Source organism: Plantactinospora sp. KBS50 (genome assembly GCF_002285795.1).
In the GTDB taxonomy this organism is placed as follows: domain Bacteria; phylum Actinomycetota; class Actinomycetes; order Mycobacteriales; family Micromonosporaceae; genus KBS50.
The window spans coordinates 3,049,302-3,071,926 of sequence record NZ_CP022961.1 but is presented as its reverse complement, the minus strand read 5'-3'; the positions used below and the strand labels follow the sequence as shown (position 1 = coordinate 3,071,926).

The 22,625-nt window shown below is 74.1% G+C and carries 11 protein-coding genes and 5 pseudogenes; 6 read left to right on the top strand and 10 right to left on the bottom strand.

What is annotated here, in order from left to right:
• Nucleotides 1-13 precede the first annotated feature (13 nt).
• The 4 genes and pseudogenes from treZ to CIK06_RS13650 all read right to left on the bottom strand — a co-directional run bounded on the left by treZ (nt 14) and on the right by CIK06_RS13650 (nt 7,738).
• Nucleotides 14-1,869, bottom strand: a pseudogene (gene treZ / locus CIK06_RS13665) (malto-oligosyltrehalose trehalohydrolase).
• Nucleotides 1,866-4,157 (bottom strand): annotated as a pseudogene (gene treY / locus CIK06_RS13660) (malto-oligosyltrehalose synthase). Before treY ends, treZ begins: the two co-directional pseudogenes overlap by 4 nt.
• A gap of 1 nt (nt 4,158) precedes the next feature.
• Nucleotides 4,159-6,276: a glycogen debranching protein GlgX gene (gene glgX / locus CIK06_RS13655; RefSeq protein ID WP_095565154.1), complete on the bottom strand. Its 2,118-nt coding sequence runs from the start codon at nt 6,274-6,276 to the stop codon at nt 4,159-4,161.
• A 178-nt stretch (nt 6,277-6,454) separates the two neighbouring features.
• Nucleotides 6,455-7,738: a citrate synthase gene (locus tag CIK06_RS13650; protein WP_095565153.1), complete on the bottom strand. Its 1,284-nt coding sequence runs from the start codon at nt 7,736-7,738 to the stop codon at nt 6,455-6,457.
• Between the two features lie 214 nt (nt 7,739-7,952).
• Here CIK06_RS13650 and CIK06_RS13645 point away from each other — a divergent pair, with 214 nt between their 5' ends.
• A complete protein-coding gene (locus CIK06_RS13645; RefSeq protein ID WP_095565152.1) occupies nt 7,953-8,342 on the top strand; it encodes a VOC family protein in 390 nt (129 codons plus the stop codon).
• Nucleotides 8,343-8,443: 101 nt separating this feature from the next.
• Here CIK06_RS13645 and CIK06_RS13640 read toward each other — a convergent pair whose 3' ends face one another.
• The 5 genes and pseudogenes from CIK06_RS13640 to CIK06_RS13620 form a co-directional block, all read right to left on the bottom strand.
• Nucleotides 8,444-9,307, bottom strand: a complete 864-nt coding sequence (locus tag CIK06_RS13640; protein WP_095567799.1) for a helix-turn-helix domain-containing protein — start codon at nt 9,305-9,307, stop codon at nt 8,444-8,446.
• Nucleotides 9,307-11,586 carry a hypothetical protein gene (locus CIK06_RS13635; RefSeq protein WP_157756748.1) on the bottom strand — a complete coding sequence of 760 codons (2,280 nt, stop codon included), beginning with the start codon at nt 11,584-11,586 and terminating at the stop codon, nt 9,307-9,309. Before CIK06_RS13635 ends, CIK06_RS13640 begins: the two co-directional genes overlap by 1 nt.
• Before the next feature lie 194 nt (nt 11,587-11,780).
• Nucleotides 11,781-13,966: pseudogene (locus CIK06_RS31870) on the bottom strand (ArnT family glycosyltransferase).
• A 45-nt stretch (nt 13,967-14,011) separates the two neighbouring features.
• Nucleotides 14,012-15,637: a cell wall metabolism sensor histidine kinase WalK gene (locus CIK06_RS13625; RefSeq protein WP_095565150.1), complete on the bottom strand. Its 1,626-nt coding sequence runs from the start codon at nt 15,635-15,637 to the stop codon at nt 14,012-14,014.
• Complete coding sequence (locus tag CIK06_RS13620; RefSeq protein WP_369916144.1) at nt 15,615-16,361, bottom strand: response regulator transcription factor; 747 nt, start codon at nt 16,359-16,361, stop codon at nt 15,615-15,617. The genes CIK06_RS13625 and CIK06_RS13620 overlap by 23 nt, the downstream gene beginning before the upstream one ends.
• A 298-nt stretch (nt 16,362-16,659) precedes the next feature.
• Here CIK06_RS13620 and CIK06_RS13615 point away from each other — a divergent pair, with 298 nt between their 5' ends.
• The 4 genes and pseudogenes from CIK06_RS13615 to CIK06_RS13600 all read left to right on the top strand — a co-directional run bounded on the left by CIK06_RS13615 (nt 16,660) and on the right by CIK06_RS13600 (nt 20,361).
• Nucleotides 16,660-18,195, top strand: a complete 1,536-nt coding sequence (locus tag CIK06_RS13615) for an NAD(P)/FAD-dependent oxidoreductase (protein WP_095565149.1) — start codon at nt 16,660-16,662, stop codon at nt 18,193-18,195.
• Nucleotides 18,192-19,082, top strand: coding sequence for an SDR family oxidoreductase (locus tag CIK06_RS13610; RefSeq protein ID WP_095567797.1), 891 nt, complete (start codon nt 18,192-18,194; stop codon nt 19,080-19,082). Before CIK06_RS13615 ends, CIK06_RS13610 begins: the two co-directional genes overlap by 4 nt.
• A gap of 1 nt (nt 19,083) precedes the next feature.
• Nucleotides 19,084-19,599: pseudogene (locus CIK06_RS30990) on the top strand (alpha/beta fold hydrolase); the annotation flags it as partial.
• A 321-nt stretch (nt 19,600-19,920) separates the two neighbouring features.
• The gene (locus CIK06_RS13600) at nt 19,921-20,361 is read left to right on the top strand and encodes an OsmC family protein (protein WP_095565148.1); all 441 of its coding nucleotides are present in this window, start codon (nt 19,921-19,923) and stop codon (nt 20,359-20,361) included.
• A gap of 16 nt (nt 20,362-20,377) precedes the next feature.
• Here CIK06_RS13600 and CIK06_RS13595 read toward each other — a convergent pair whose 3' ends face one another.
• Nucleotides 20,378-21,331, bottom strand: a complete 954-nt coding sequence (locus tag CIK06_RS13595; protein WP_232534197.1) for an endonuclease/exonuclease/phosphatase family protein — start codon at nt 21,329-21,331, stop codon at nt 20,378-20,380.
• Nucleotides 21,332-21,673: 342 nt separating this feature from the next.
• Here CIK06_RS13595 and CIK06_RS13590 point away from each other — a divergent pair.
• Nucleotides 21,674-22,533: pseudogene (locus tag CIK06_RS13590) on the top strand (hypothetical protein).
• Nucleotides 22,534-22,625 lie beyond the last annotated feature (92 nt).

The following is a 22,625-nucleotide window of genomic DNA, read 5'->3' as shown; positions in this document are numbered from 1 at the left end:
CGGCGGTGCCCCGTCAACCGGGGCGACCGACCACCACCACCGCGGTCTCGGCCGGGAGTTCCACCCCGCCCCGGGTGACCGTCACCCCCTCCTGGGTGGCCAGCAGCACCCCGTCCACCTCGGCCGGCAGGGTGATCCGCTGCGGCCGGGCGGCGAGGTTGGCCGCCACCAGGCAGGAGCCGCGGCCGATCACCACGAACTGGTCGCCGTGCCGCACCTGCACCCGGTCCAGCCGCGGGTCCGACAGGTCGGGCCGGCTCTTGCGCAGCGCGATCAGCCGCCGGTGGAACTCGTACATCTCGCGGTGCCCGGGCTGGTCCAGTTCGGTCCAGTCCAGCCGGGACCGCGCGAAGGTCTCCGGCTGCTGCGGGTCCGGCACGTCGCCGGGCGGCCAGCCGTGCGCCGCGAACTCCCGGCGCCGGCCGGTGGCCACCGCCGCGGCCAGTTCCGGCTCCGGATGGCTGGTGAAGAACTGCCAGGGCGTACCGGCCGCCCACTCCTCCCCCATGAACAGCATCGGGGTGAACGGCGCGGTCAGCAGCAGCGTGGCGCCGACCCGCAGCATCGCCGGGGAGAGCGTCGCGGCCAGCCGGTCGCCCACCGCGCGGTTGCCGATCTGGTCGTGGTTCTGCAGGTACGCCACGAAGCGGTGACCCGGGATCCGGGCCCGGTCCACCGGCCGGCCGTGCACCCGGCCGCGGAAGCTGGACCAGGTGCCGGCGTGGAAGAACGCCCCGGTCAGCACGTCGGCCAGGCCCTGCGGCGAGCCGAAGTCGGCGTAGTAGCCCTGCCGCTCGCCGGTGAGCAGGGCGTGCAGCGCGTGGTGGGCGTCGTCGTCCCACTGGGCGTGCAGGCCGAACCCGCCGGCCTCGCGGGAGGTGATCAGCCGGGGTCGTTCAGGTCCGACTCGGCGATCAGCGACAGCGGCCGGCCCAGGTGCGTGGCCAGCGCCTCGACCTCGGCGGCCAGTTCCTCCAGGATGGGCGTGGCGCGGGCGTCGGTGAGCGCGTGCACGGCGTCCAGCCGCAGCCCGTCCACGTGGTAGTCGCGCAGCCACATCCGCACGCTGTCCAGGATGTAGCGCCGGACCTCGTCCGAGTGTGGCCCGTCGAGGTTGATCGAGCGGCCCCAGCCCGTGTCGGCCTCGGCGAGGTACGGGCCGAACATCGGCGCGTAGGCCCCGGAGGGGCCGAAATGGTTGTAGACGACGTCGAGGACCACCCCCAGCCCGCGCCGGTGGGCCGCGTCCACGAACCGCTTCAGCCCGTCGGGGCCGCCGTACGCCTCGTGCGGCGCGAACCAGCAGACCCCGTCGTACCCCCAGTTGTGTTCGCCGTTGAAGGCGTTCACCGGCAGCAGCTCGACCAGGTCGACGCCCAGCTCGACGAGGTGGTCCAGCCGTTCGATGGCCCCGTCGAAGGTGCCGGCCGGGGTGAACGTGCCCACGTGCAGCTCGTACAGGATGCTGCCGGGCAACTGCCGGCCGGTCCAGTCCTGGTCGCTCCACGGGAACGCCGCGTGCTCGTAGAGCCGGCTCGGCCCGTGCACGCCCTGCGGCTGCCAGGCCGAGCGCGGATCGGGCAGCGGCTGGTCGGAGTCGTCCAGCAGGAAGGCGTAGTCGGTGCCCGGCCCGGCGGCCGGCACCGCCAGTCGCCACCAGCCGGCACCACGGCCGCCGCCGGCGGCACCCCCGGGTCCGGCGGCGGCGTCGGGTCCGGCGGGGGCGTCGGGGTTGGCGGGGGCGTCGGGGCTGGCGGCGGCGTCAGCGGCGGCGGCGCCCTCGTCGCGGAGCATGGGCTGGTCGCCGGCGACGGAGGTACGCAGCCGGACCCGCTGGGCGTCCGGTGCCCACACGCGAAACTCGGTCATGGCCGCCTTCCCGGGGTGTCGGCGGGGATCAGCAGGGCGACGGGATAGGGGTCCAGCAGGTCGGCCAGCCGGATCCGGGGCCAGCGTAGCGCCGTGCGGTGAACGCGTCGGTCACGCCGCCGACCGGCAGCGCCACGGTGCTGTCGCGCCACCCGCCCCGCCGGGCCAGCCCACCGGCAGCCGGGTGGCGACGGTGACCGCGCCGCCGCGGTCGAACGCGACCGCGTGCTGGTCGGCCGGGCCGTGCACCGGCACCTCCCGGTAGCCGGTGAACAGCTGCGGGGCGTCCCGGCGCAGCCGCAGCGCCCGGGAGGTGACCAGCAGCTTGACCGCGCCGGTGCGGTCGAGCGGCGGCAGCCAGCCGCCGTCCAGCCGGGCCAGCAGCTCGGCCCGGCCCGGGAAGTCCACCGGCCGCCGGTTGTCCGGGTCGACCAGGGAGTTCTCCCACAGCTCGGTGCCCTGGTACACGTCCGGGACGCCGGGCATGGTGAGCTGGACCAGCTTCTGGCCCAGCGAGTTGGACCAGCCGTACGGGGTGATCCGGTCGGCGAACGCGGCCACCTGCGCCCGCAGCCCGGCGTCGTCGTAGATCCGGTCGACCACCGCGTGCAGGGCCGCCTCGAAGCCGGGGTCCGGGTCCGCCCAGCCGGTGTCGGTGGCCGCCTCCCGGGCCGCCTTCTCCAGGTACGCGTGCAGCCGGTCCCGCTCGATCGGCCAGGCGCCGACCACGGTCTGCCAGAGCAGGTGGGCCAGCGCCGGGTCGGGCAGCGGCGCCGCGGCCAGCCAGCCCTGGACCGTCTGCGCCCAGTCGTCCGGCAGCTCGGCCAGCACCGCGAGCCGGGCGCGGACGTCCTCGCCGCGCTTGGTGTCGTGGGTGGACAGCGTCGTCATCCCGGCCGGCCAGCGGTACTGCCGGGCCACCGCCGCGCGGTGGAACGCCGGCACCGGTACGCCGAACCGGGCCGGGCTGCCGCCGACCTCGTTGAGCGCGACGAACCGGCTCCACCGGTAGCAGGCGGTGTCCTCGACGCCCTTGGCCATCACGGCGCCGGAGAACTGCGGGAACCGGGCGGCCAGTTCGTCGTCGGCGGTGCGCAGCCGGCGGGTCAGCAGGTCCAGCGCCGGCACCAGTTCGGGGCGGCGGCGGCCGGCCTCGGCGCGGGCCTGCGCCAGGTGCCGGCCGCCCTCGGGCGGGTAGCCGCGGTAGACCGGCAGGTTGGCCGCCAGCTCCGCGATGGCGTCCCGGGCCACCTCGGCGGACAGGTCCGGGACCAGCCGGGCCAGCCGGGCCAGTTCGGCGGCGAGCAGCCGGGTCGCGGCCTCCCGCTTGCTGCGGTGGGTCAGCTCCGGCCAGGAGGTCGGCGCGCCGCACAGCCGGGTGTCCAGCGCGGTGAACGCCGGCTCGGCGTCCGGGTCGACGAACAGCCCGCACACCTGGTTCAGCGCGTCGTACCCGGTGGTCCCCTCGACCGGCCAGTCGGGCAGTTCCTCGCCGGGCTCCAGGATCTTCTCCACCACCAGCCAGGTGTCCGGCGCGGCGTCCCGGAGTCGGGCCAGGTAGCCGGCCGGGTCGCGCAGGCCGTCCGGGTGGTCCACCCGGATGCCGTCGGCCAGACCGGCGCGCACCCAGCGCAGGATCTCGGCGTGCGTGGCGGCGAACACCGCCGGGTCCTCCACCCGGACCCCGGCCAGGTCGCCGATCGCGAAGAAGCGGCGATAGTTGATCTCCTGGTCGCCGCGCCGCCAGCACACCAGCTCGTAGTGCTGCCGGTCGTGCACCTGCGCCGGGCTGCCGGCGCCGGTGCCCTCGGCGATCGGGAACCGGTGCTCGAAGTACCGCAGCTCGCCGTCGACCACCCGCAGTTCGTCGGCGGCGCCGGGCTCGTCGCCCAGGACCGGCAGCAGCAGCCGGCCCCGGGACCAGTCGATGTCGAACCAGCCCGCGTACGCCGAATCCGGGCCGCGCCGCAGCACGTCCCACCAGGCCGGGTTGGCGGCGGCCAGGCGTACCCCGAGATGGTTCGGGACGATGTCGACGACCAGCCCGAGGCCGGCCGCGCGCAGCGCGGCGACCAGCCGGTCCAGCTCCTGCGGGCCGCCCAGTTCGGGGTTGACCCGGCCCGGGTCGACCACGTCGTAGCCGTGTTCGGAGCCGGGGTGGCGGCCAGCAGCGGGGCGCTGTAGAGGTGGCTGACGCCGAGCCGGTCCAGGTAGTCGACCAGGCCGGCCGCGGCGGCCAGGTCGAAGTCCGGCCGGACCTGGACCCGGTACGTCGCGCGGACGCCCACCTCAGACCGTCCTCTCCAGCACCACCAGCGAGCGGTCCCCCACGGTGAGGGTGCCGGACGCCTCCACGGCGACCCGGTCGTCCGGGCCGGGCTCGGCGGTGCTGATCACCCGGTGCCACTTCTGCCCGTAGTCGCCGCCGGGGACGACGAACTCCAGCGGGGCGTCGTGGGCGTTGAAGCACAGCAGGAACGAGTCGTCCCAGTGCCGCTGGCCCCACTGGCCCCGCTCGTTGATCCCCTCGCCGTTCACGAACAGCATCACCGCGCGGCCGAAGTCGTTGCCCCAGTCCTGCGCCGTCATCTCCCGGCCGCCGGGGGTGAACCAGACCAGGTCGGGCAGCGGCCCGCCGGCGGTGCGGGTGGTGACCGGCAGCCCGGTGAAGAACCGGCGGCGGCGGAACACCTGGTGCCGGCTGCGGAACGCGGTCAGCGTCCGGACGAACTCCAGCAGGTGCTCGTCGGCGGACTCCCAGTCGATCCAGGACAGCTCGCTGTCCTGGCAGTACGCGTTGTTGTTGCCGCGCTGGGTGCGGCCCAGTTCGTCGCCGTGGCCGATCATCGGTACGCCCTGGGAGAGCATCAGGGTGGCCAGGAAGTTGCGCCGCTGCCGGGCCCGCAGCTCCAGCACGCCCGGGTCGTCGGTGGGACCCTCCACCCCGCAGTTCCAGGACCGGTTGTGGTTCTCCCCGTCCCGGTTCTCCTCGCCGTTGGCCTCGTTGTGCTTGTCGTTGTACGAGACGAGGTCGTTGAGGGTGAACCCGTCGTGCGCGGTGACGAAGTTGATGCTGTGGAACGGGCGCCGCCCGTCGTCCTGGTACAGGTCGGCCGAGCCGGAGATCCGGGAGGCGAACTCGGCCAGGGTGTTCGGCTCGCCCCGCCAGAAGTCCCGGACGGTGTCCCGGTACTTGCCGTTCCACTCGGTCCACACCGCGGGAAAGTTGCCCACCTGGTAGCCGCCGGGGCCGACGTCCCACGGCTCGGCGATCAGCTTCACCCGGCTCACGACCGGGTCCTGCTGCACCACCTCGAAGAACGTGGACAGCCGGTCCACCTCGTAGAACTCCCGGGCCAGGGTGGCCGCCAGGTCGAACCGGAACCCGTCCACGTGCATCTCCTGCACCCAGTAGCGCAACGAGTCCATGATCAGTTGCAGCGAGTGCGGGCTGCGCACGTTCAGGCTGTTGCCGGTGCCGGTGTAGTCGACGTAGTAGCTCCGGTCCGGCTCGGACAGCCGGTAGTAGCTGGGGTTGTCGATGCCCCGGAAGCTGAGCGTCGGCCCGAGGTGGTTGCCCTCGGCCGTGTGGTTGTAGACCACGTCGAGGATCACCTCGATGCCCGCGGCGTGCAGCGCCTTGACCATGCCGCGGAACTCCTGCGCCTGCTGGCCGAGCCGGCCGGTGGAGCAGTAGCCGTGGTACGGGGCGAAGAACCCGATGGTGTTGTAGCCCCAGTAGTTGCGCAGGCCCAGGTCGGCCAGCCGGTGATCGTGCACGAACTGGTGCACCGGCATCAGTTCCAGCGCGGTGATCCCCAGCCGGGTCAGGTGTTCGATCATGGCCGGGTGGGCGATCCCGGCGTACGTGCCGCGCAGTTCCTCGGGGACCTCCGGATGCCGGCGGGTCAGGCCGCGCACGTGCCCCTCGTAGATCACCGAGTGGTGGTACGGGGTCCGCGGCGGCTTGTCGTTGCCCCAGTCGAAGTACGGGTTGACCACCACCCCCTTGGGGACGAACGGCGCCGAGTCGCTCTCCGACATCCGGTCCGGGTCGTCGAACTCGTAGCCGTAGACGGCCGGATCCCACTCCACGTCGCCGTCGATGGCCTTCGCGTACGGGTCGATCAGCAGCTTGTTGGGGTTGCACCGCAGCCCGTTGCCGGGGTCGTACGGGCCGTGCATCCGGTAGCCGTACCGCTGCCCGGGCTCGATGCCCGGGATGTAGGCGTGCCAGACGTACGCGTCGACCTCGTGCAGCCGGACCCGCCGCTCGGTACCCAGCCCCCACTCGTCGAACAGGCACAGCTCGACGACCTCGGCGGCCTCGGAGTAGATCGCGAAGTTCGTCCCCGTACCGTCGTAGGTGGCACCCAACGGGTATGGCTCACCCGGCCAGACCTGCATGTCGCTCCTTGTGCTGGCTTCCTCCGCGTACGCGGCTGTCGCGGTCCCGCCCGTACGCGGCTATTGCCCCGGCGCGGGTTCCACCAACCATGGTGTCAGCAGCGGCGCGCACGGCGAAGGGCACGCCGCGGGTGGCGGCGTGCCCTTCGGTGGACGCGGGTGGTCGGCGCTTGATCTGTCAGCGCTTGTCGAGCGGGACGTAGTCGCGCTCGGTCACCCCGGTGTAGAGCTGGCGCGGCCGGCCGATCTTCGTCTCCGGATCGCTGATCATCTCGCGCCACTGGGCGATCCAGCCCGGCAGCCGGCCGAGCGCGAACAGCACGGTGAACATCTTGGTCGGGAAGCCCATGGCCTTGTAGATCAGCCCGGTGTAGAAGTCCACGTTCGGGTAGAGCTTGCGGGAGACGAAGAAGTCGTCGGCGAGCGCGATCTCCTCCAACTGCATCGCCAGGTCCAGCAGCGGATCCGGCTTGTCCATCCGGGCCAGCACGTCCTGCGCGGCCTTCTTCACGATGGCGGCCCGCGGGTCGTAGTTCTTGTAGACCCGGTGGCCGAAGCCCATCAGCTTGACCCCGTGGTCCTTGTCCTTGACCCGGCGGACGAAGTCCCGCACGTCCCCGCCCTCGGCGTGGATCCCCTCCAGCATCTCCAGCACGGCCTGGTTGGCACCGCCGTGCAGCGGGCCGAACAGCGCGTTCACCCCGGCCGAGACCGAGGCGAACAGGTTGGCCTGGCTGGAGCCGACCAGCCGGACCGTGGAGGTCGAGCAGTTCTGCTCGTGGTCGGCGTGCAGCACGAAGAGCATGTCCAGGACCCGGGCCACCACCGGGTCCACCTCGTATGACTCGGCCGGCACCCCGAAGGTCATCCGGAGGAAGTTCTCCACATAGCCGAGGGAATTGTCCGGATACAGCATCGCCTGACCGATGGACTTCTTGTAGGCGTACGACGCGATCGTCGGCACCTTGGCCATCAGCCGGACGGTGGAGATCTCCACGTGCTCCGGGTCGAACGGGTCCAGGCTGTCCTGGTAGAAGGTGGAGATGGCGCTGACCGCCGAGGAGAGCACCGCCATCGGGTGCGCGTCCCGGGGAAAGCCGTCGAAGAACCGGCGCATCTCCTCGTGCAGCAGGGAGTGCCGGCGGATCCATTCGCTGAACTCGCCGAGCTGCCCGGCGGTGGGCAGTTCGCCGTAGACCAGCAGGTAGGAAACCTCCAGGAAGGAGGACTTTTCGGCCAACTGTTCGATGGGGTAGCCGCGGTACCGCAGGATGCCGGCGTCTCCGTCGATGTAGGTGATCGCCGAGGAGCAGGCGGCGGTGTTGACGAAGCCGGGATCGTAGGTGGTGTACCCGGTCTCCTTCAGCAGGCTGCCGACCCCGATGCCGGACGGCCCCAGGGCGGCCGCCTGCACCGGCATCGACAGCTGCCCGCCGGTGTGGTCGAGCTTGACATCCGTCATGTGGTCCCTCGCAAGTGCCGGCAGATCGTCTTTGAAATTGCCTCGTCTTTCAACCGTAATAGGAGCTGGCGGCGCAGCGCTTGCATGGGGCCGGGGTGAGGGATGCGTCACCTGATTTCCCGGTTGCCGGGACGGGCTGATGTTGCTAGCGATGACCAGGCAGATGTCCGTTTTCGTCAAGACATCCCGCCGCCACCGGGCCTACGGTCGGCCCATGACACCGCGATTCGACCTGATCGGGCTGGTCACTGCCGACCTGCCCGGCTCGCTCGCCTTCTACCGCCGGCTCGGCCTGGACATCCCTTCCGACGCCGACGCCGCCCCGCACGTCGAGGTGACACTGCCCGGCGGACTGCGATTGGCCTGGGACACCACCGAGACCATCCGCTCCTTCGACCCCGACTGGGCGCCGCCGCGCGGCGGCGCCCGGATCGCCCTGGCCTTCGACTGCGGCGAGCCGGCCCAGGTGGACGCCGTCCACGCCGAGATGCTGGCCGCCGGCGCGACCGGCCACCTGGCGCCGTTCGACGCGGTCTGGGGCCAGCGGTACGCGGTCCTGCTCGACCCGGACGGCAACGCCGTCGACCTGTTCGCCCGGCGGTAGCCGCGGGTCGCCGCCCGGACCGGCGCGGGTCACCGCGCGGGTCACGGCCCGGACCGCCGTGTGGGTCACCGCCCGGATCACGGCCCGGACCGCCGCCCGGGTCACCGCCCGGTCGGCCGCCGGGTGGTCCCGCCGGTCAGGGCGCCCAGCGGTACGCCGGCCAGCGAGCGCACCTCCCGGGACAGGTGCGGCTGGTCGGCGTACCCCGCCCGGGCCGCCACCTCGGCGGCCGGCATCCCGGCGTACGCCAGCGCCAGGGCGCGGCGCAGCCGCAGGATCCGCGCGAGCGTCTTGGGGCCGTACCCGAACAGGTGCCGGCTGCGCCGGTGCAGTTGGCGCTCGCCGAGGCCCAACTCGGCGGCGACCGCCGGCACCGGATCGCCGGCGGCCATCCGCCGGGCGACGAGCGCGGCCACCGGATCCGGTCCGCCGGCCGCCCGCAGCCGGCCCACCGCCACCTCGACCAGCAGCGCGCCCACGGCGCCGGGGCCAGCCGCGCACGAGTCCGCCGGCCCGGCCGTGCCGCCGGCCGCCGGCGCCGGACCGGTCGGGCCGGTCGGATCGGTCGGGGCGGTCGGGGCGGTCGGACCGGCCACCGCCGGCACGGCCGGCGTCCCCGGCCCGGCGGCGGCGGCCACCCGGTCGGCGAGGTCGCGGACCGGGGCCGCGGACCAGAGCGCCGCGAGCGGCACCCGCTGGTCGCGCAGTTCCTCGGCCGGTACGCCGAAGACCGCCGGCCCGGTACCGGGGGCGAACCGCAGTCCGACGTGCCACTCCCCCGCCGGACCGTCGACGAGTTCGGCGGTGGTGTCCGGGCCGGCCACCAGCAGCCCGCCGGTGGACGACCAGATGAGATCCATGCAGCCGTCCGGCAGCACCCGCCCGGGCTGGCCCGGCCGGTCCCGGACGCTGGTCCACAGGACCGCGCCGGCAAGACCGGCCCCGGCCGGACGTTCGCCGTACATCACCCGAGTCTGGCAGACCGCCCGGCCCACTGCCCCCGGCCGCCCCTCGCCCGGCGGGCGGAGCGGTGGGTCCGCCGGACCCGCTGACCCGACCTGCTCGCGTACCAGACCGCGGCGCCGACGACCAGCATGATCAGGACGATCAGGAGAACGGTTGCCAGCGCCGCCGTGGCACGCAGGTCGTAGCCGGCCTGCAGGATCTGACCCAGCCCGGAGACGCCCACGGCGGCGATGATGGCCAGCATGGTGTCGAGCCGGACCCGCTGGCGCCGCTCGTGTTCCCGTACGAGTTCCGCCTCGCGCTCGCGGCGTCGCCGCACGAGCGTCTCCAGCCGCTGACCGAGCCGGTCGTCCAGCACCGACTCGATGTTGCGGGCCAGCTCCGCTTCCCGCTGCTCGAAGCCCGACGCGGCGAGCATCGCCCGCAGCTCCAACGCGACAAGCGGGGAGGCCACCAGCGCCGGCGACCGGATCAGATCCAGTGTGGCGCGGGCGTCCGCGGCGAACCTGTGCAGCCCGGTCCGCTCCCGCCCGAGCTGTTCCACCTGGCGCACCAGCTCGGTGAGGTCCTGCTCGTCCAGCTTCTCGTCGGCGTACCGGTTCACGGTGGCCAGGAAGATGGCCAACTGGTCGAACCAGCCTGCGAACAGCCCGTCCAGGGACGCCACGAACTCGCCGGCCTGGAGGCGGTTGGTGATCCAGTAGGCGGGTGATCCAAGCGCGGCGACCAGCGTGGTGTTGCAGGTGCGGGCGAGCGCCTCGTCCGGACGACCGCCGACGGCGAGCACGGCCTCGCCGTGGAATTCGTGGTGGATCCACTCGGCCGGCGCACCGACGATGTGCGGCACCGCTTGCAGCAGCAGTTGCCCACCGGTGACACCGCCCAACTGCGCCACCGACTCCACCGGCTGTCGTTCCGCCTCCGGGGTCCGCGGTAGGGGCCCGGTCGACGCCTGCAGGACGGTGATCATCACGTGGAACATCCCGGGCCGGACGCTGACCGCGGCCGGCGCCCCCAGTTGGTGACCGACCGCCTCCGCGATGTCCACCGCCAGCGCGGACAACCGTGGCCAGATCCGGCTTCCGCCGCCGCACCGCACCTGCCCCTCGGACTGCTCCGGCCTCGACAGGAGCATGGCGGTGTACAGGTCGTGCGCGGTGCGGTCGTGCAGCTGCATGGTCAGCCGCAGGTGGTGGTTGCCCAGCTCGGAAAGCCGGACCTCCGCCGCCAGTCGCCCGCGGGTCCGGCCGTCCAGGTCCGCCAGGACGACGTCGGGCAACGTGACGACCGTGCCGTCGTAGCGTCGCCCGAGCGCGTCGGAGCCGTTCCAGACGTCGTCGAGTTCCATCGACTCGCGTACCGCGCGGGGTCGGACCCCGTCCAGCCGCCAGCCCGTACCGCCGGTCCGCGCGGCGGCCACGACCTGCCCCGGACTCATGCCGCGGACCGCGAACGGATACAGGTGCACGACCGAGCCCTCGTCGATGTGCAGCCAGGCCGGATTGTCCCCGACGGCGACGAGCCGTTCCACGCTCTTGCGGTAGGCACGCAGCTCGCTGCGCTGGTCGCGGTCGCAACCGGCGGCGCGCTCCGCTTCGCGAAGACCGCCGAGCGCCGCGGCCAGCGATCCGCGGGCGTCGGCGTGACCGGCGAAGAACGCTGACAGGGCCGCGCCGGTCCGGCTCAGGACCGCGTCGCACCGCTGGGATCCCGCGGCCTCCCGACCGACGAACTCGGCGATCGCGTCGCCCGGGTGACGGACCGCCCGCGCGGCCTCGACCGCCCTGGCCGCGCTCGCGGCCGCCCGCGCGGCGACCCGCTCCAGCCGCTCCAGGTCGTTGCCGTCCATCTCGTTCTCGATGGCGATCTCCCAGTCGAGAACGTCGAGCAGCAGCGCGGTGGCGTCGGCCGCGCGGAGGTGGGCGTCGTCCGTGACGCCGCAGCGTTGCGCCGCCCAGCAGCGCTGCGCGCCGCGCAGCGTCGCCCACATCCGGTCGAAGTGGTAGCTGCACTTCCACGCCTCCAGACAGAGGTGCCAGACGTAGCAGCACAACACAGCGGCCCCGAACGGCGTCCGGACCGCCTGCTGGAAGGCGCGCCCCAGCACGTCCTCCACCCGGCCGTCGAAGTCCGCCGGCAGCCGCCGATGCCGCGGCCCCTCCCCCACGCCGGACGAACCGTTCCAACTCGGCAGGCCGGGTACGGCTGCCACCTCGACTCCGGCATCGGTGAGCCAGCGCCGCAACGCCGCGGCATCGCTCAGGTGGGGAAGCTCCACCGGCGCGCGATCGGGCCCGGCGGCGGAATCGGTCGGGAGTGGCGCGTCGCGATTCAGCATGTCCACCCCGAGGCCAGAGGTGACGGTACGGGTCACCCCGAACGGTAGGTCAAAAGCGACATCGGGCGCGGACCCGGTCGGGATCCCGATAGTCCTCCTCCGGTGGGGTCGGCAGGGCGGCGCGAGGGAGGTGCTCAGCCGGTCGGGCCGGCGGTCAGGTCGTAGAGCGTCTCGCCGTCGACAGTCGTGGCGGTGTAGTTCTCCGCCACCCAGCCGGCGATCTCCTGGGACGCCCGGCTGCCGCCGTTGGCCCGGAAACCCTCACCGCCGAGGAAGTAGTGGATCTTCCCGGCCCGGACGTACTCCTGGAACTGGGCCAGCGTCGGCGACGGGTCGCTGCCGTTGAAGCCGCCGACCGGCATCACCGGCAGCCCGGTCGCCAGTTGGAACCCGGCCGCGTTGTTCGAGCCGACCGTGGCCGCCACCCAGGTGTAGCCGTCGGCGTTCTCGGACAGCAGCGCCCGCAGTTGCGCGCTCGGGGTACGGGCATCCAGCAGGCCGCCCATTCCGCCCCGGTTGCCGCCGCCGGTGCTCTGACCGCCGCCGGGACCTTGACCTCCGCCGGGACCTTGGCCTCCGCCCGACGCCTGAGCGCTGCCCGGCGCCTGACCGGCCGGGCCCTGGCCACCACCGGGCAGTTGACCGCCGCCCGGTCCCTGACCACCACCACGGCGGCCGTCGCCCGGGAAGCCGCCCTCGGCGGACCGGCCGCCGCGGAACCCGGCCCCCCGGAACCCGCCACCCGGACCGAAGCCGCCCTGCACGCTGGGACCGGCCGACGGGATGGAACCCGTGTGCGCCTGTGCCGCGGTGTCCAGCGCGTACCCGAGCGGTCCGGCGAACGCGGCGGCGACGCCCACCGTGACCACGGCGACCGACGCCCACCGGGGCAGCCGGGTCAGCACGACGAGCGCGGCGGCCGCGACCAGGCCGGCCACCAGCACCGTGGGGCGCAGCCAGGGCTGCCAGCCGGCGCTGCGCAGCAGCAACGCGTACGACCAGACGGCCGTGACGGCGAGCGTCACCGCCAGCGCCACGGCGACCGGCAGCTCGCGGCGGCGCCGCCACAGCAGCACCGCCCCGGCGCCGACCAGCGCCCCGATGGCGGGAGCCAGGGCCACCGTGTAGTAGGCGTGGAAGATGCCGCGCATGAAGCTGAACGTGATCCCGGTGACCACCAGCCAGCCGCCCCAGAGCACCAGCCCGGCCCGCGCCCGGTCGGTACGGCGCGCCCGGCCGATCAGCACCAGGCCGGCCACCAGCAGCAACAGCGCGGCCGGCAGCAGCCAGCCGGCCTGTCCGCCCAGCTCGGAACCGAACAGCCGGAACCAGCCGACCTCGCCGGAGGCCGGCCCGCCCCGACCGCCGCCGCCGGGGCCGCCGCCACCGAACATCCCGGCGTAGAGCTGCCCGCCCATCGACCGGCCGACGCTGCCCTCCTCGTCGCCGGTGATCCGGCCGAGTCCGTTGTAGCCGAAGGTGAGTTCCAGGATGCTGTTGCGCTGCGAGCCGCCGATGTACGGGCGGGCGCCGGCCGGCATCAGCTCCACGATGGCCACCCACCAGCCGGCGGCGGCCACCATGGCCAGCCCGGCCAGCAGCAGGTGCCGGATCCGCCGCAGCGTCCCGGTGGGCGCCGCGAGCAGGTACGCCGCGGCGAACGCGGGCACCACCAGGAACGCCTGCAACATCTTGGTCAGGTAGCCGAACCCGACCAGCGCGCCGGCCAGGGCCAGCCAGCGGGCGCTGGCCGTCTCCACCGCGCGGACCGTCGCGTACGCCCCGGCGACCAGCAGCAGGATCAGCAGCGCGTCCGGGTTGTTGAACCGGAACATCAGGGTGGCCACCGGCGTGGCCGCCAGCACGGCGCCGGCGATCAGTCCGGCCGCGGGCCGTACCAGCGGCGCACGGTGGCGAAGAGCAGACCCACCGAGGCCACCCCGGCCAGCGCCTGCGGGACCAGGATCGCCCACGGGTTCAGCCCGAAGACCCGCACCGACAGGCCCATCAGCCAGAGTGAGGCGGGGGTCTTGTCCACGGTGATCGAGTTGCCGGCGTCCGAGGAACCGAAGAACAGCGCCTTCCAGCTCGCCGAGCCGGCCTGCGCCGCGGCGGAGTAGAACGAGTTCGCCCAGCCGGAGGCGGACAGCCCCCACAGGTAGAGCAGCGCGGTGCCCAGCAGCAGGGCGGCGAGCGCGGGGCGTACCCACCGGGCGGACGACCCGGCCGCCTCCGCGGGCTCGGCCTCCGCGGCGGCCTCGGCCGCCCCCGTTCGGCGGTACGCGTCCGCGCCGGTGTCCGAAGTGCTCTCCACGTTCATACCCGCAAGCCTCGACGACCCGGCTGGCGCGCTGCCATGCACAGGCTATGCGGCGGCTGTGAGCAGCGGCAGCCGGACGGTGAACGCGGTCCGCCCGGGTCGGCTGTGCACCGTCACCGTGCCGCCGTGCGCCTCGACCACGGCGGCCACGATCGCCAGGCCGAGCCCGGTGCTGCCGGCGGCCCGGGACCGGGAGCTGTCCCCCCGGGCGAACCGTTCGAAGATCTCCGGCAGCAGCTCGGCGGGGATGCCCGGCCCGTCGTCGGTGACGGTGAGTTCGGCCATCCCGTCGACCTCGGTCAGCCCGGTGGTGACCACGGTGCCCGGCGGCGTGTGCGTGCGCGCGTTGGCCAGCAGGTTCGCCACGGCCTGATGCAGCCGGCTGTCGTCGCCGCACACCCGGACCGCGTCCGGCGGCAGGTCCAGCCGCCAGGTGTGCGCCGGCCCGGCCGCGTGGGCGTCCCCCACCACGTCGACCACCAGCGCGGACAGGTCGACCGGCTCGGTGGCCAGCGGCCGGCCCGAGTCCAGCCGGGCCAGCAGCAGCAGGTCGTCGACCAGCCGGGTCATCCGGGTGGTCTCCGACTCGACCCGGCCCAGCGCGTGCGCCAGGTCCGGCGGGACCTCCTCGCGGGAACGCCGGGTCAGCTCGGCGTACCCGCGGATGGCCGCCAGCGGCGTACGCAGTTCGTGGCTCGCGTCGGCCACGAACTGCCGTACCCGGGTCTCGCTGGCGTGCCGGGCGGCGAGCGCGGCGCCGACGTGACCCAGCATCCGGTTGAGCGCGGAGCCCACCTGGCCCACCTCGGTCCGCGGGTCGGTGTCGGCGTCGGGCACCCGCTCGAAGAGCGCCACCTCGCCGCGGTGCAGCGGCAGTTCGGCGACCCGGCCGGCGGTGGCGGCCACCCGCCGCAGCGGCCGCAGCGCGCCGCGCACGATGAACGTGCCGGCGGTGCCGGCCGCGATCAGTCCGGCCCCGGCGACCGCCGCCTCGGCTGCGACCATCCACCACAGGGTCTGCTGGACGTCCGCCAGCGGCAGCCCGGTGATCATCTGGTCGCCGTTCGGCATCGTCTCGCTGACCAGCCGGTAGTCGCCGAGGTCGCCCAGGGTGTGCGTGTGCGCCTCGCCGTTGCGGGGCACCCCGGAAAGCGGCGCCGCCTCCGCCGCGGCCAGCCGCCGGGCGGTGCCCTGCTCCTCGTAGATCAGCGCGAAGACCATCCGGCCGTCGCTCCACCGGCTGATGACGGTGCCGACCGGTACGCCGGGCGGGAACGGGAAGTCCTCCCCGCTGAACTGCGGGTCGTCCGAGGGCGGCGGCTGCTCGTACGGCGGCTGCCACCGGCCGCGCGGCCCCTCGCCCCGGTTGGCCGTGGCGGTGAGCTGCCGGTCCAGTTGGTAGACCAGGATGTTGTGCAGCGCGACGGTGGTGACCGCCCCGATGGCCACGCAGACCGCCGCCAGCAGGGTGAGCACGGCCACCAGCAGCCGGTAGTTCAGGGTGTGCCCGGCCCACCAGGACCGGGCGGCGGCGAACCACCGGCCCGGCCGGAGGGCCCGGCGCGGACGGACCGTCCGGCCCAACCGGCCCAACCGGCCCAACCGGTCCGGGCGGTCCGGGCGGTCCGGGCGGTCCGCGCCGGGGTCGTCACTCGGCGGGCTTGAGGACATATCCCGCCCCGCGCAGCGTGTGGATCATCGGGCTCCGACCGGCGTCGATCTTCTTGCGCAGGTACGAGATGTACAGCTCGACCACGTTGGCCTGGCCGCCGAAGTCGTAGTTCCACACCCGGTCGAGGATCTGTGCCTTGCTCAGCACCCGGCGCGGGTTGCGCATCAGGTAGCGCAGCAGTTCGAACTCGGTGGCGGTGAGCGCGATGAGCTGCCCGTCACGGCGTACCTCGTGGCTGTCCTCGTCCAGGGTCAGGTCCCCGACCGAGAGCACCGCCTCCTCCCGGGCGGTCACCGCGGATCCGGCCCGGCGCATCAGCCCGCGCAGCCGGGCAATGACCTCCTCCAGGCTGAACGGCTTGGTCACGTAGTCGTCGCCGCCGGCCGTGAGCCCGGCGATCCGCTCCTCCACCGCGTCCCGGGCGGTGAGGAACAGCACCGGGATGGCCGGGTCGTGCGCGCGCAGCCGCTTGAGCACCTCCAGCCCGTCGAAGTCGGGCAGCATCACGTCCAGCACCACCGCGTCCGGCTGGAACTGCCGGGCCAGCCGGACCGCGGCGCTGCCGGTGCCGGCGCTGCGCACCTCCCAGCCCTCGTACCGCAGCGCCATCGACAGCAGGTCGGTCAGCGTCGCCTCGTCGTCCACCACCAGCACCCGGACCGGCTCCCCGTCCGGGCGACGCAGCTCCAGGTGCCCGGTGGCGACTCGCCCGTTCATGACCATGCCTCCCAGCGTGCCGAGCCCCGCTGTGCGCGACCCCGGCCCCGCCTGTGTACCAGCTGTGCGGCCCACACATGAACGGAAGGGTCCACAGTTATCGCCTTTGCCGGAAAATCCCCCGTTCGATGGGCGCGGCGTTCGCCTTCCACCCGTCCTTACCCGGTGGTAACTTTTCGATGTCCGAAGGTGCCGCGGGGCACCGGACCCGGTCCGGGCCGGGTGGCCCCCGCCGGCACCGAACCGCCGGCACCGAACCGCCGAAACCGAACCGCCGACGTCTCGCAGCCGAGGAGCCGCCCGGATGGCCAGCCCGCAGCGCACCAGCGTCCGGATCGCCGTGCTGGGCGCCGGCTTCGGCGGGATCGGCACCGCGATCCGGCTCCGCCAGCGCGGGTACCGCGACTTCCTCGTCTTCGACCGCGGCACCGAGGTCGGCGGCACCTGGCGGGACAACACCTACCCGGGCTGCGCCTGCGACGTCCCGTCGCACATGTACTCGCTCTCCTTCGCCCCCAACCCCGACTGGTCGCGCAGCTTCTCGGCGCAGCCGGAGATCTGGGCGTACCTGCGCGACTGCGTGGACCGGTTCGACCTGCGCACGCACCTGCGGTTGGGACACGAGGTCACCGGGGCACGCTGGGACGGGCAGACCGGACGCTGGCTGGTCGACACCTCGGGCGGGCCGTACCGGGCCGAGTTCCTGGTGCTGGCCGGCGGGCCGCTCTCCGAGCCGGCGCTGCCCGACCTGCCCGGGCTGGCCGGCTTCGCCGGCGAGGTCTTCCACTCGGCCCGCTGGCGGCACGACCTCGACCTGACCGGCCGCCGGGTGGCCGTCGTGGGCACCGGCGCCTCGGCGATCCAGTTCATCCCGCGGATCGCCCCGCGGGTGGACCGGCTGTACGTGTTCCAGCGCACCCCGCCGTGGGTGTTGCCACGGGCCGACCGCGCCATCCGGGACTGGGAGCGGCGGCTGTTCCGGGCGGTGCCGGTCACCCGGCGGCTGGCCCGGGCCGGCGTGTACTGGAGCCGGGAGCTGGCCGCCACCGCGTTCCTGCGCCCGGCCGTGATGCGCGCGGCGCAGACGCTCGCCCGCCGGCACCTGCGCGCGGCCGTGCCCGATCCGCGGCTGCGGGCGCGGCTCACCCCGCACTACACGATGGGCTGCAAGCGGGTGCTGCTGTCCAACGACTACTACCCGGCGCTGACCAGGGCCAACGTCGAACTGGTCAGCGAGGCGATCGGCGAGATCCGGCCGGCGGGTGTCGGCACCGTGGACGGCGCGACGCGCGAGGTGGACACGATCATCTTCGGCACCGGCTTCTCGGTCACCGAGCCGCCGGTCGCCGACCTGGTGCGCGGCCGGGACGGGCGCAGCCTGCGGGAGGCGTGGGGCGCCAGCATGCGGGCGTACCGGGGCAGCACGGTGACCGGCTTCCCCAACCTGGTGCTGCTGCTCGGGCCGAACACCGGGCTCGGGCACAACTCGGTGGTATTCATGATCGAGTCCCAGCTCGACCACCTGCTCGGCGTGCTGCGGCTGTCCGAACGCCTCGGCGCCCCGGTCGAGCCGACCCCCGCCGCCCAGGACGCCTTCGTGGCCGCGGTGGACCGGCGGATGCGGCACACCGTCTGGACCAGCGGCGGCTGCCGCAGTTGGTACCTCGACGCCACCGGCCGCAACTCGACGCTCTGGCCCGGCTACACCTGGACCTACTGGCTGCGCAACCGCCGCCTCGACCGGCACGCCTACCGGCCGGTCCCGGTGGGCGGGGCGGTCGGGGCGGGCGGGCCGGCCGGCGCCGCCACACCGCAAGCGAAGGGAAGGAAGTGGGCGTGACCTCCGTACTGTCAGGACGGGTCGTCCTGGTCACCGGCGCGGCCCGCGGGATCGGCGCGCACACCGCGCGGCTGGCCGCCGCCCGCGGCGCCCGGCTCGCGCTGGTCGGCCTGGAGCCGGACCGGCTCGCCGACCTCGCCCGCGAACTCGGTGGGCAGCACGCCTGGTTCCGCGCCGACGTGACCGACCAGGCCGCGCTGGCCGCCGCGGTACGCGGCACCCTGGACCGGTACGGCCGGATCGACGCGGTGGTGGCCAACGCGGGCGTCGCCAACCGGGGCACGGTCGCCGCCGGCGAGGTGGCGGCGCTGGTCCGGACCGTCGAGGTGAACCTGATCGGGGTCATCCGCACCGCCAGCGCCACGGCCGCGGCGCTGATCGCCAGCCGCGGCTACCTGCTGATCGTCTCCAGCGCCGCCGCCTTCGCCGCGCTGCCCGGGATGGCGGCCTACTGCGCGTCCAAGGCCGGCGCCGAGCAGTTCGGCAACGCGCTGCGGCTGGAACTGGCCCACCACGGGGTCTCGGTCGGCACCGCGCACATGTCCTGGGTGGACACCGACCTGGTGCGCGACGCCAAGGACGACCTGCCGGCGTTCCGCGCCACGCTGGACCGGATGCCCTGGCCGTTCGGAGGCACCACCTCCGTGCAGGTCTGCGCCGCGGCGTTCGTGCGGGCCATCGAGCGCCGCCAGCGCCGGGTGTACGTGCCGGCCGGTCTCGCCGTCGCCCAGGCGGTCCGTTCGCTGCTGGTCAGCCCGGTCAGCGACCGGATCATCGGGCGTTCGGCCCGGACCTCCGTACCCGCCATGGAGGCCGAGGTACGCGCGCTGGGCCGGGCCTTCGGCCGGCACACCGCGGCCCCCGGCGGCGACCCGGAGGCGGGCTGAGATGCCCCTGGAGGTCGTCTTCGAGCGGCGGGGTGCCGGCGAGCCGCTGGTGCTGCTGCACGGCATCGGGCACCACTGGCGGGCCTGGCTGCCGGTGCTGGACCGGCTGGCCGCCGCGCACGACGTGATCGCGATCGACCTGCCCGGCTTCGGCGAGTCGCCGGTGCCGGCCGCCGGCCTGCCCGCGGACATGGCCGCGGTGGTCGCCGAGGTGGCCGAGGTCTTCGCCACGCTCGGGCTGGACCGGCCGCACGTGGCCGGCAACAGCCTGGGCGGGGCGATCGCGCTGGAACTGGCCGCGGCCGGCGGGGTCGCCTCGGCCACCGCGATCTCGCCGGCCGGCTTCTGCACCCCGACGCAACTGCGCTGGGCGGTCGGCGTACTGGGGCTGCACCGGGCCGCCGCCCGGCTGCCCGAGCCGGTGCTGCGGCGGATCTTCACCGGCAGCGCGCTGCGGACCGCCTGTTTCGGCATGATCTTCGCCCGGCCGTCCCGGCTGCCGCTGGAGTGCGCCCTGGCCGACGCCCGGGCGTTGCGCAGCGCCCGGGCGTTCCGCGCGGTGGCGCGGGCCGGTCGCGGGTACGCCTTCCAGGGCCACCCCCGCGTCCCGGTCACGGTCGCCTGGGTACCCGGGACCGGATCCTGCCCTACCGGCAGGCGGCGCTCGCGCGGCGGCGGCTGCCGGCCGCCCGGCACGTCGCCCTCGCCGGCTGCGGCCACGTGCCGATGTACGACGATCCGGAGAAGGTCGCGACGGTCATCCTCGCCACCACCGGGGCGGACGGGTTTCGCGACCGGCCCGCCGGGTAGCCCGATCCAGCTACCTGGGGGGTTCGGCATGGCGCAGTCAAGTTCCTGGGTGCCCGATGTCGCGGCGGCGACCGCAACGGGCGGGCACGTGCGTACCGATGACGGCGAGTTGTACACGGCGCTCGCCTCGCCGCTGGCGCCGCACTGCCACGGCCTGACACCGGAGCAGTTGCTGGCCGCGGCGTTCGCGTCCTGCCTGCACCACGCGGCGGTGGAGGCGGCAGCCGAGGTCACCGACGAGGCGCACACGGTGCAGGTCCGGGCGGAGGCGCGGCTGGGCCGGGACGCCGACGGCCGGTACCGGGCCGAGGTGCGGGCCAGCATCGACTCTGCCGGACTGACCCGGGAGCAGCTCAGCGCCCTGGTCGCGCACGCGGACCTGCTGTGGCCGTTCTCCAGCACGGACGCGAGCCGGCACACGCTCACCGTCACCGCGGCGCAGCAGCGGGCCTGGCAGGTCACCGAGTAGCCGACCCGGACCGGGGTCAGTGCCGGAAGCCGGCGGTGACCGCGCGATGGTCGCTGGCCGGCGTGCGGACCACCCCGGCCTGGGCCGCCGTGAGACCGCGGTAGAGCACCTGATCGGGCCGGGTCAGCGGCATCCGCGCCGGCCAGGTGAAGCCGGGACCGAGCCCGGCCTCGGCCTGTGCGTCGGAGAGCTGGCTGGTCAGCGGGCCGATCACCCGGTCGGTGGTGGCCGTGTTCAGGTCACCCATCACGATCAACTGCCGCGCCGGGTCCTCCCGTACCCGCTGCGCCAGCGCCCGCACGCTGCGGTCCCGCACGCTGGTGGCGCCGGCCCGGGCGGAGCCCAGGTGCACCACGTAGACCGCCACGTCGCCGCCGGGCGCGGCCACCACGGCGCGCAGCGCCCGGGTCCAGCCCAGCCCGGTGTCCACCCCGACGTCCTGGCTGAGCGGGAAGCGGCTCCACAGCCCCACCGTGGAGATCGTGGCCCGGTACGGATAGCGGGCACCCAGCGCGTCCTGCACCGCCGCCCGGTCGTCGTCGCCGATCTCCTCCAGCGCGATCAGGTCCGGGTCGCCGTCCAGCAGCGCGGTGACCGTGGCGACCGGCTCCGGGTTCCCGGCCATCAGGTTCTGGGTGGCCACCCGGAACTGCACCGGGCCGCCGCCGGCGTCGGGCAGCCAGGGCAGGCCGACCAGCACGGTCCAGGCCAGCGCCGGCAGGCCGATGGCGGCCAGCGCCACCCGGGAGCGACGCAGCAGCGCCGCCAGCGCGAGCAGCGGCAGGACCAGGATCGTGTACGGGAGGGTGGTGTCGGCCAGGCTGCCGATGCCGCGGACGTTGGGGATCATCCGGTGTCCCACGATGCCGGCGGCGAGCAGCACGGCGACACCGGCCAGCACCAGGCCGGGCCGGCGGGCGCGGGTGCGGGCCACCGGTTGTTTGTCGGTCGCCTCGATCGGTGCGGTCACCGACTGAGATCATATCGGCACGCCGCCGCGGGCAGCCGGCACTCCCGGGATTCGCGCCGCCCCGTCACCGGCACGATCGGACGGCGGCGATGCGGACCTGGCGACCAGCGGCACCTCCACCGTTCGGGGGATGCCGACGGTTGCCGGCGGACCGGCCCCGGTCACGCCGGAACTGACGCCCGTCACGAGGTTCATCCGGTGATTACCGGAATGGCGGACATGGTGGGTCCGGCTGCTTTTGATGGCGCTCGTTGGCTTTGACGGTGACTCATGGCCAAAAGTGTGGGCCAGCCCACCCGTACGGCCAGGGCAATCGCGGGATGACCTGCCTAGCCTCGGCGGGTGCATGGCAAGGACAAGATCGACACCGACATGACCAGCAATCCGCCGACCACCCGTTCGGAGGATGCCCCCTCGACCACCGGTGCCACCGAGCCGGCCAGAGCCGTGGTGCCGGCCCAGCGCCGCCGCGGCGCCGTGCTGCGGTCCGCGCCGGTCCGGCTGGCGCTGGCGGCCACGATCACCTGCGGACTGAGCGCCGTGGTGGTGGCCGAGACACGCTCGGCGACGCACCACCCGCCGGCCCGTGACCCGCTGCCGGCGGCCCTGGCCGACCGTGCCGCGATCGTCGCGCAGCAACCCGCGTCCCGGTCCATCGAGCGGTGGCCGGTGCCGACCCCCTCGACCAGCCCCAGCCCCAGCCCCACCCCCACCGCGAGCGCGACCGCGAAGCCCAAGCCGAAGGCGACGAAGACCACGCCGGCCCGCCCCCGGCCGGTGGCCGGGCTGACCCAGGACCAGATGGACAACGCGGCCACCATCGTCCAGGTGGGCAACGGCTGGGCATCCCCCGCCGCGGCCTGATCGTGGCGATCGCGACCGCGATGCAGGAGAGCGACCTGTACAACCTCGCCAGCGGCGTACTGCCGGAATCGCTCGACTATCCGCACCAGGGCACCGGATACGACCACGACTCGGTGGGGCTGTTCCAGCAGCGGCCGAGCAGCGGCTGGGGCGCGGTCGCCGACCTGATGCGTCCCGCCTACGCCGCCGAGCAGTTCTTCCGCGCCCTGCTGGAGATCCCCGGCTGGGCGGACATGAGCATCTCCATGGCGGCCCAGGCCGTCCAGATCTCGGCGTTCCCGGACGCGTACGCCCAGCACGAGGGCCGGGCCACCACCGTGGTGGACGCGCTGACCTGAGCCGGCCGGGTCGAACCGGTCAGCCGGCCTCGGGGCCAGCGCGAGGGGGCCGGGTCGCGGGTCGGGCCGCGGATCGGCCCGCGGCGGGTCCG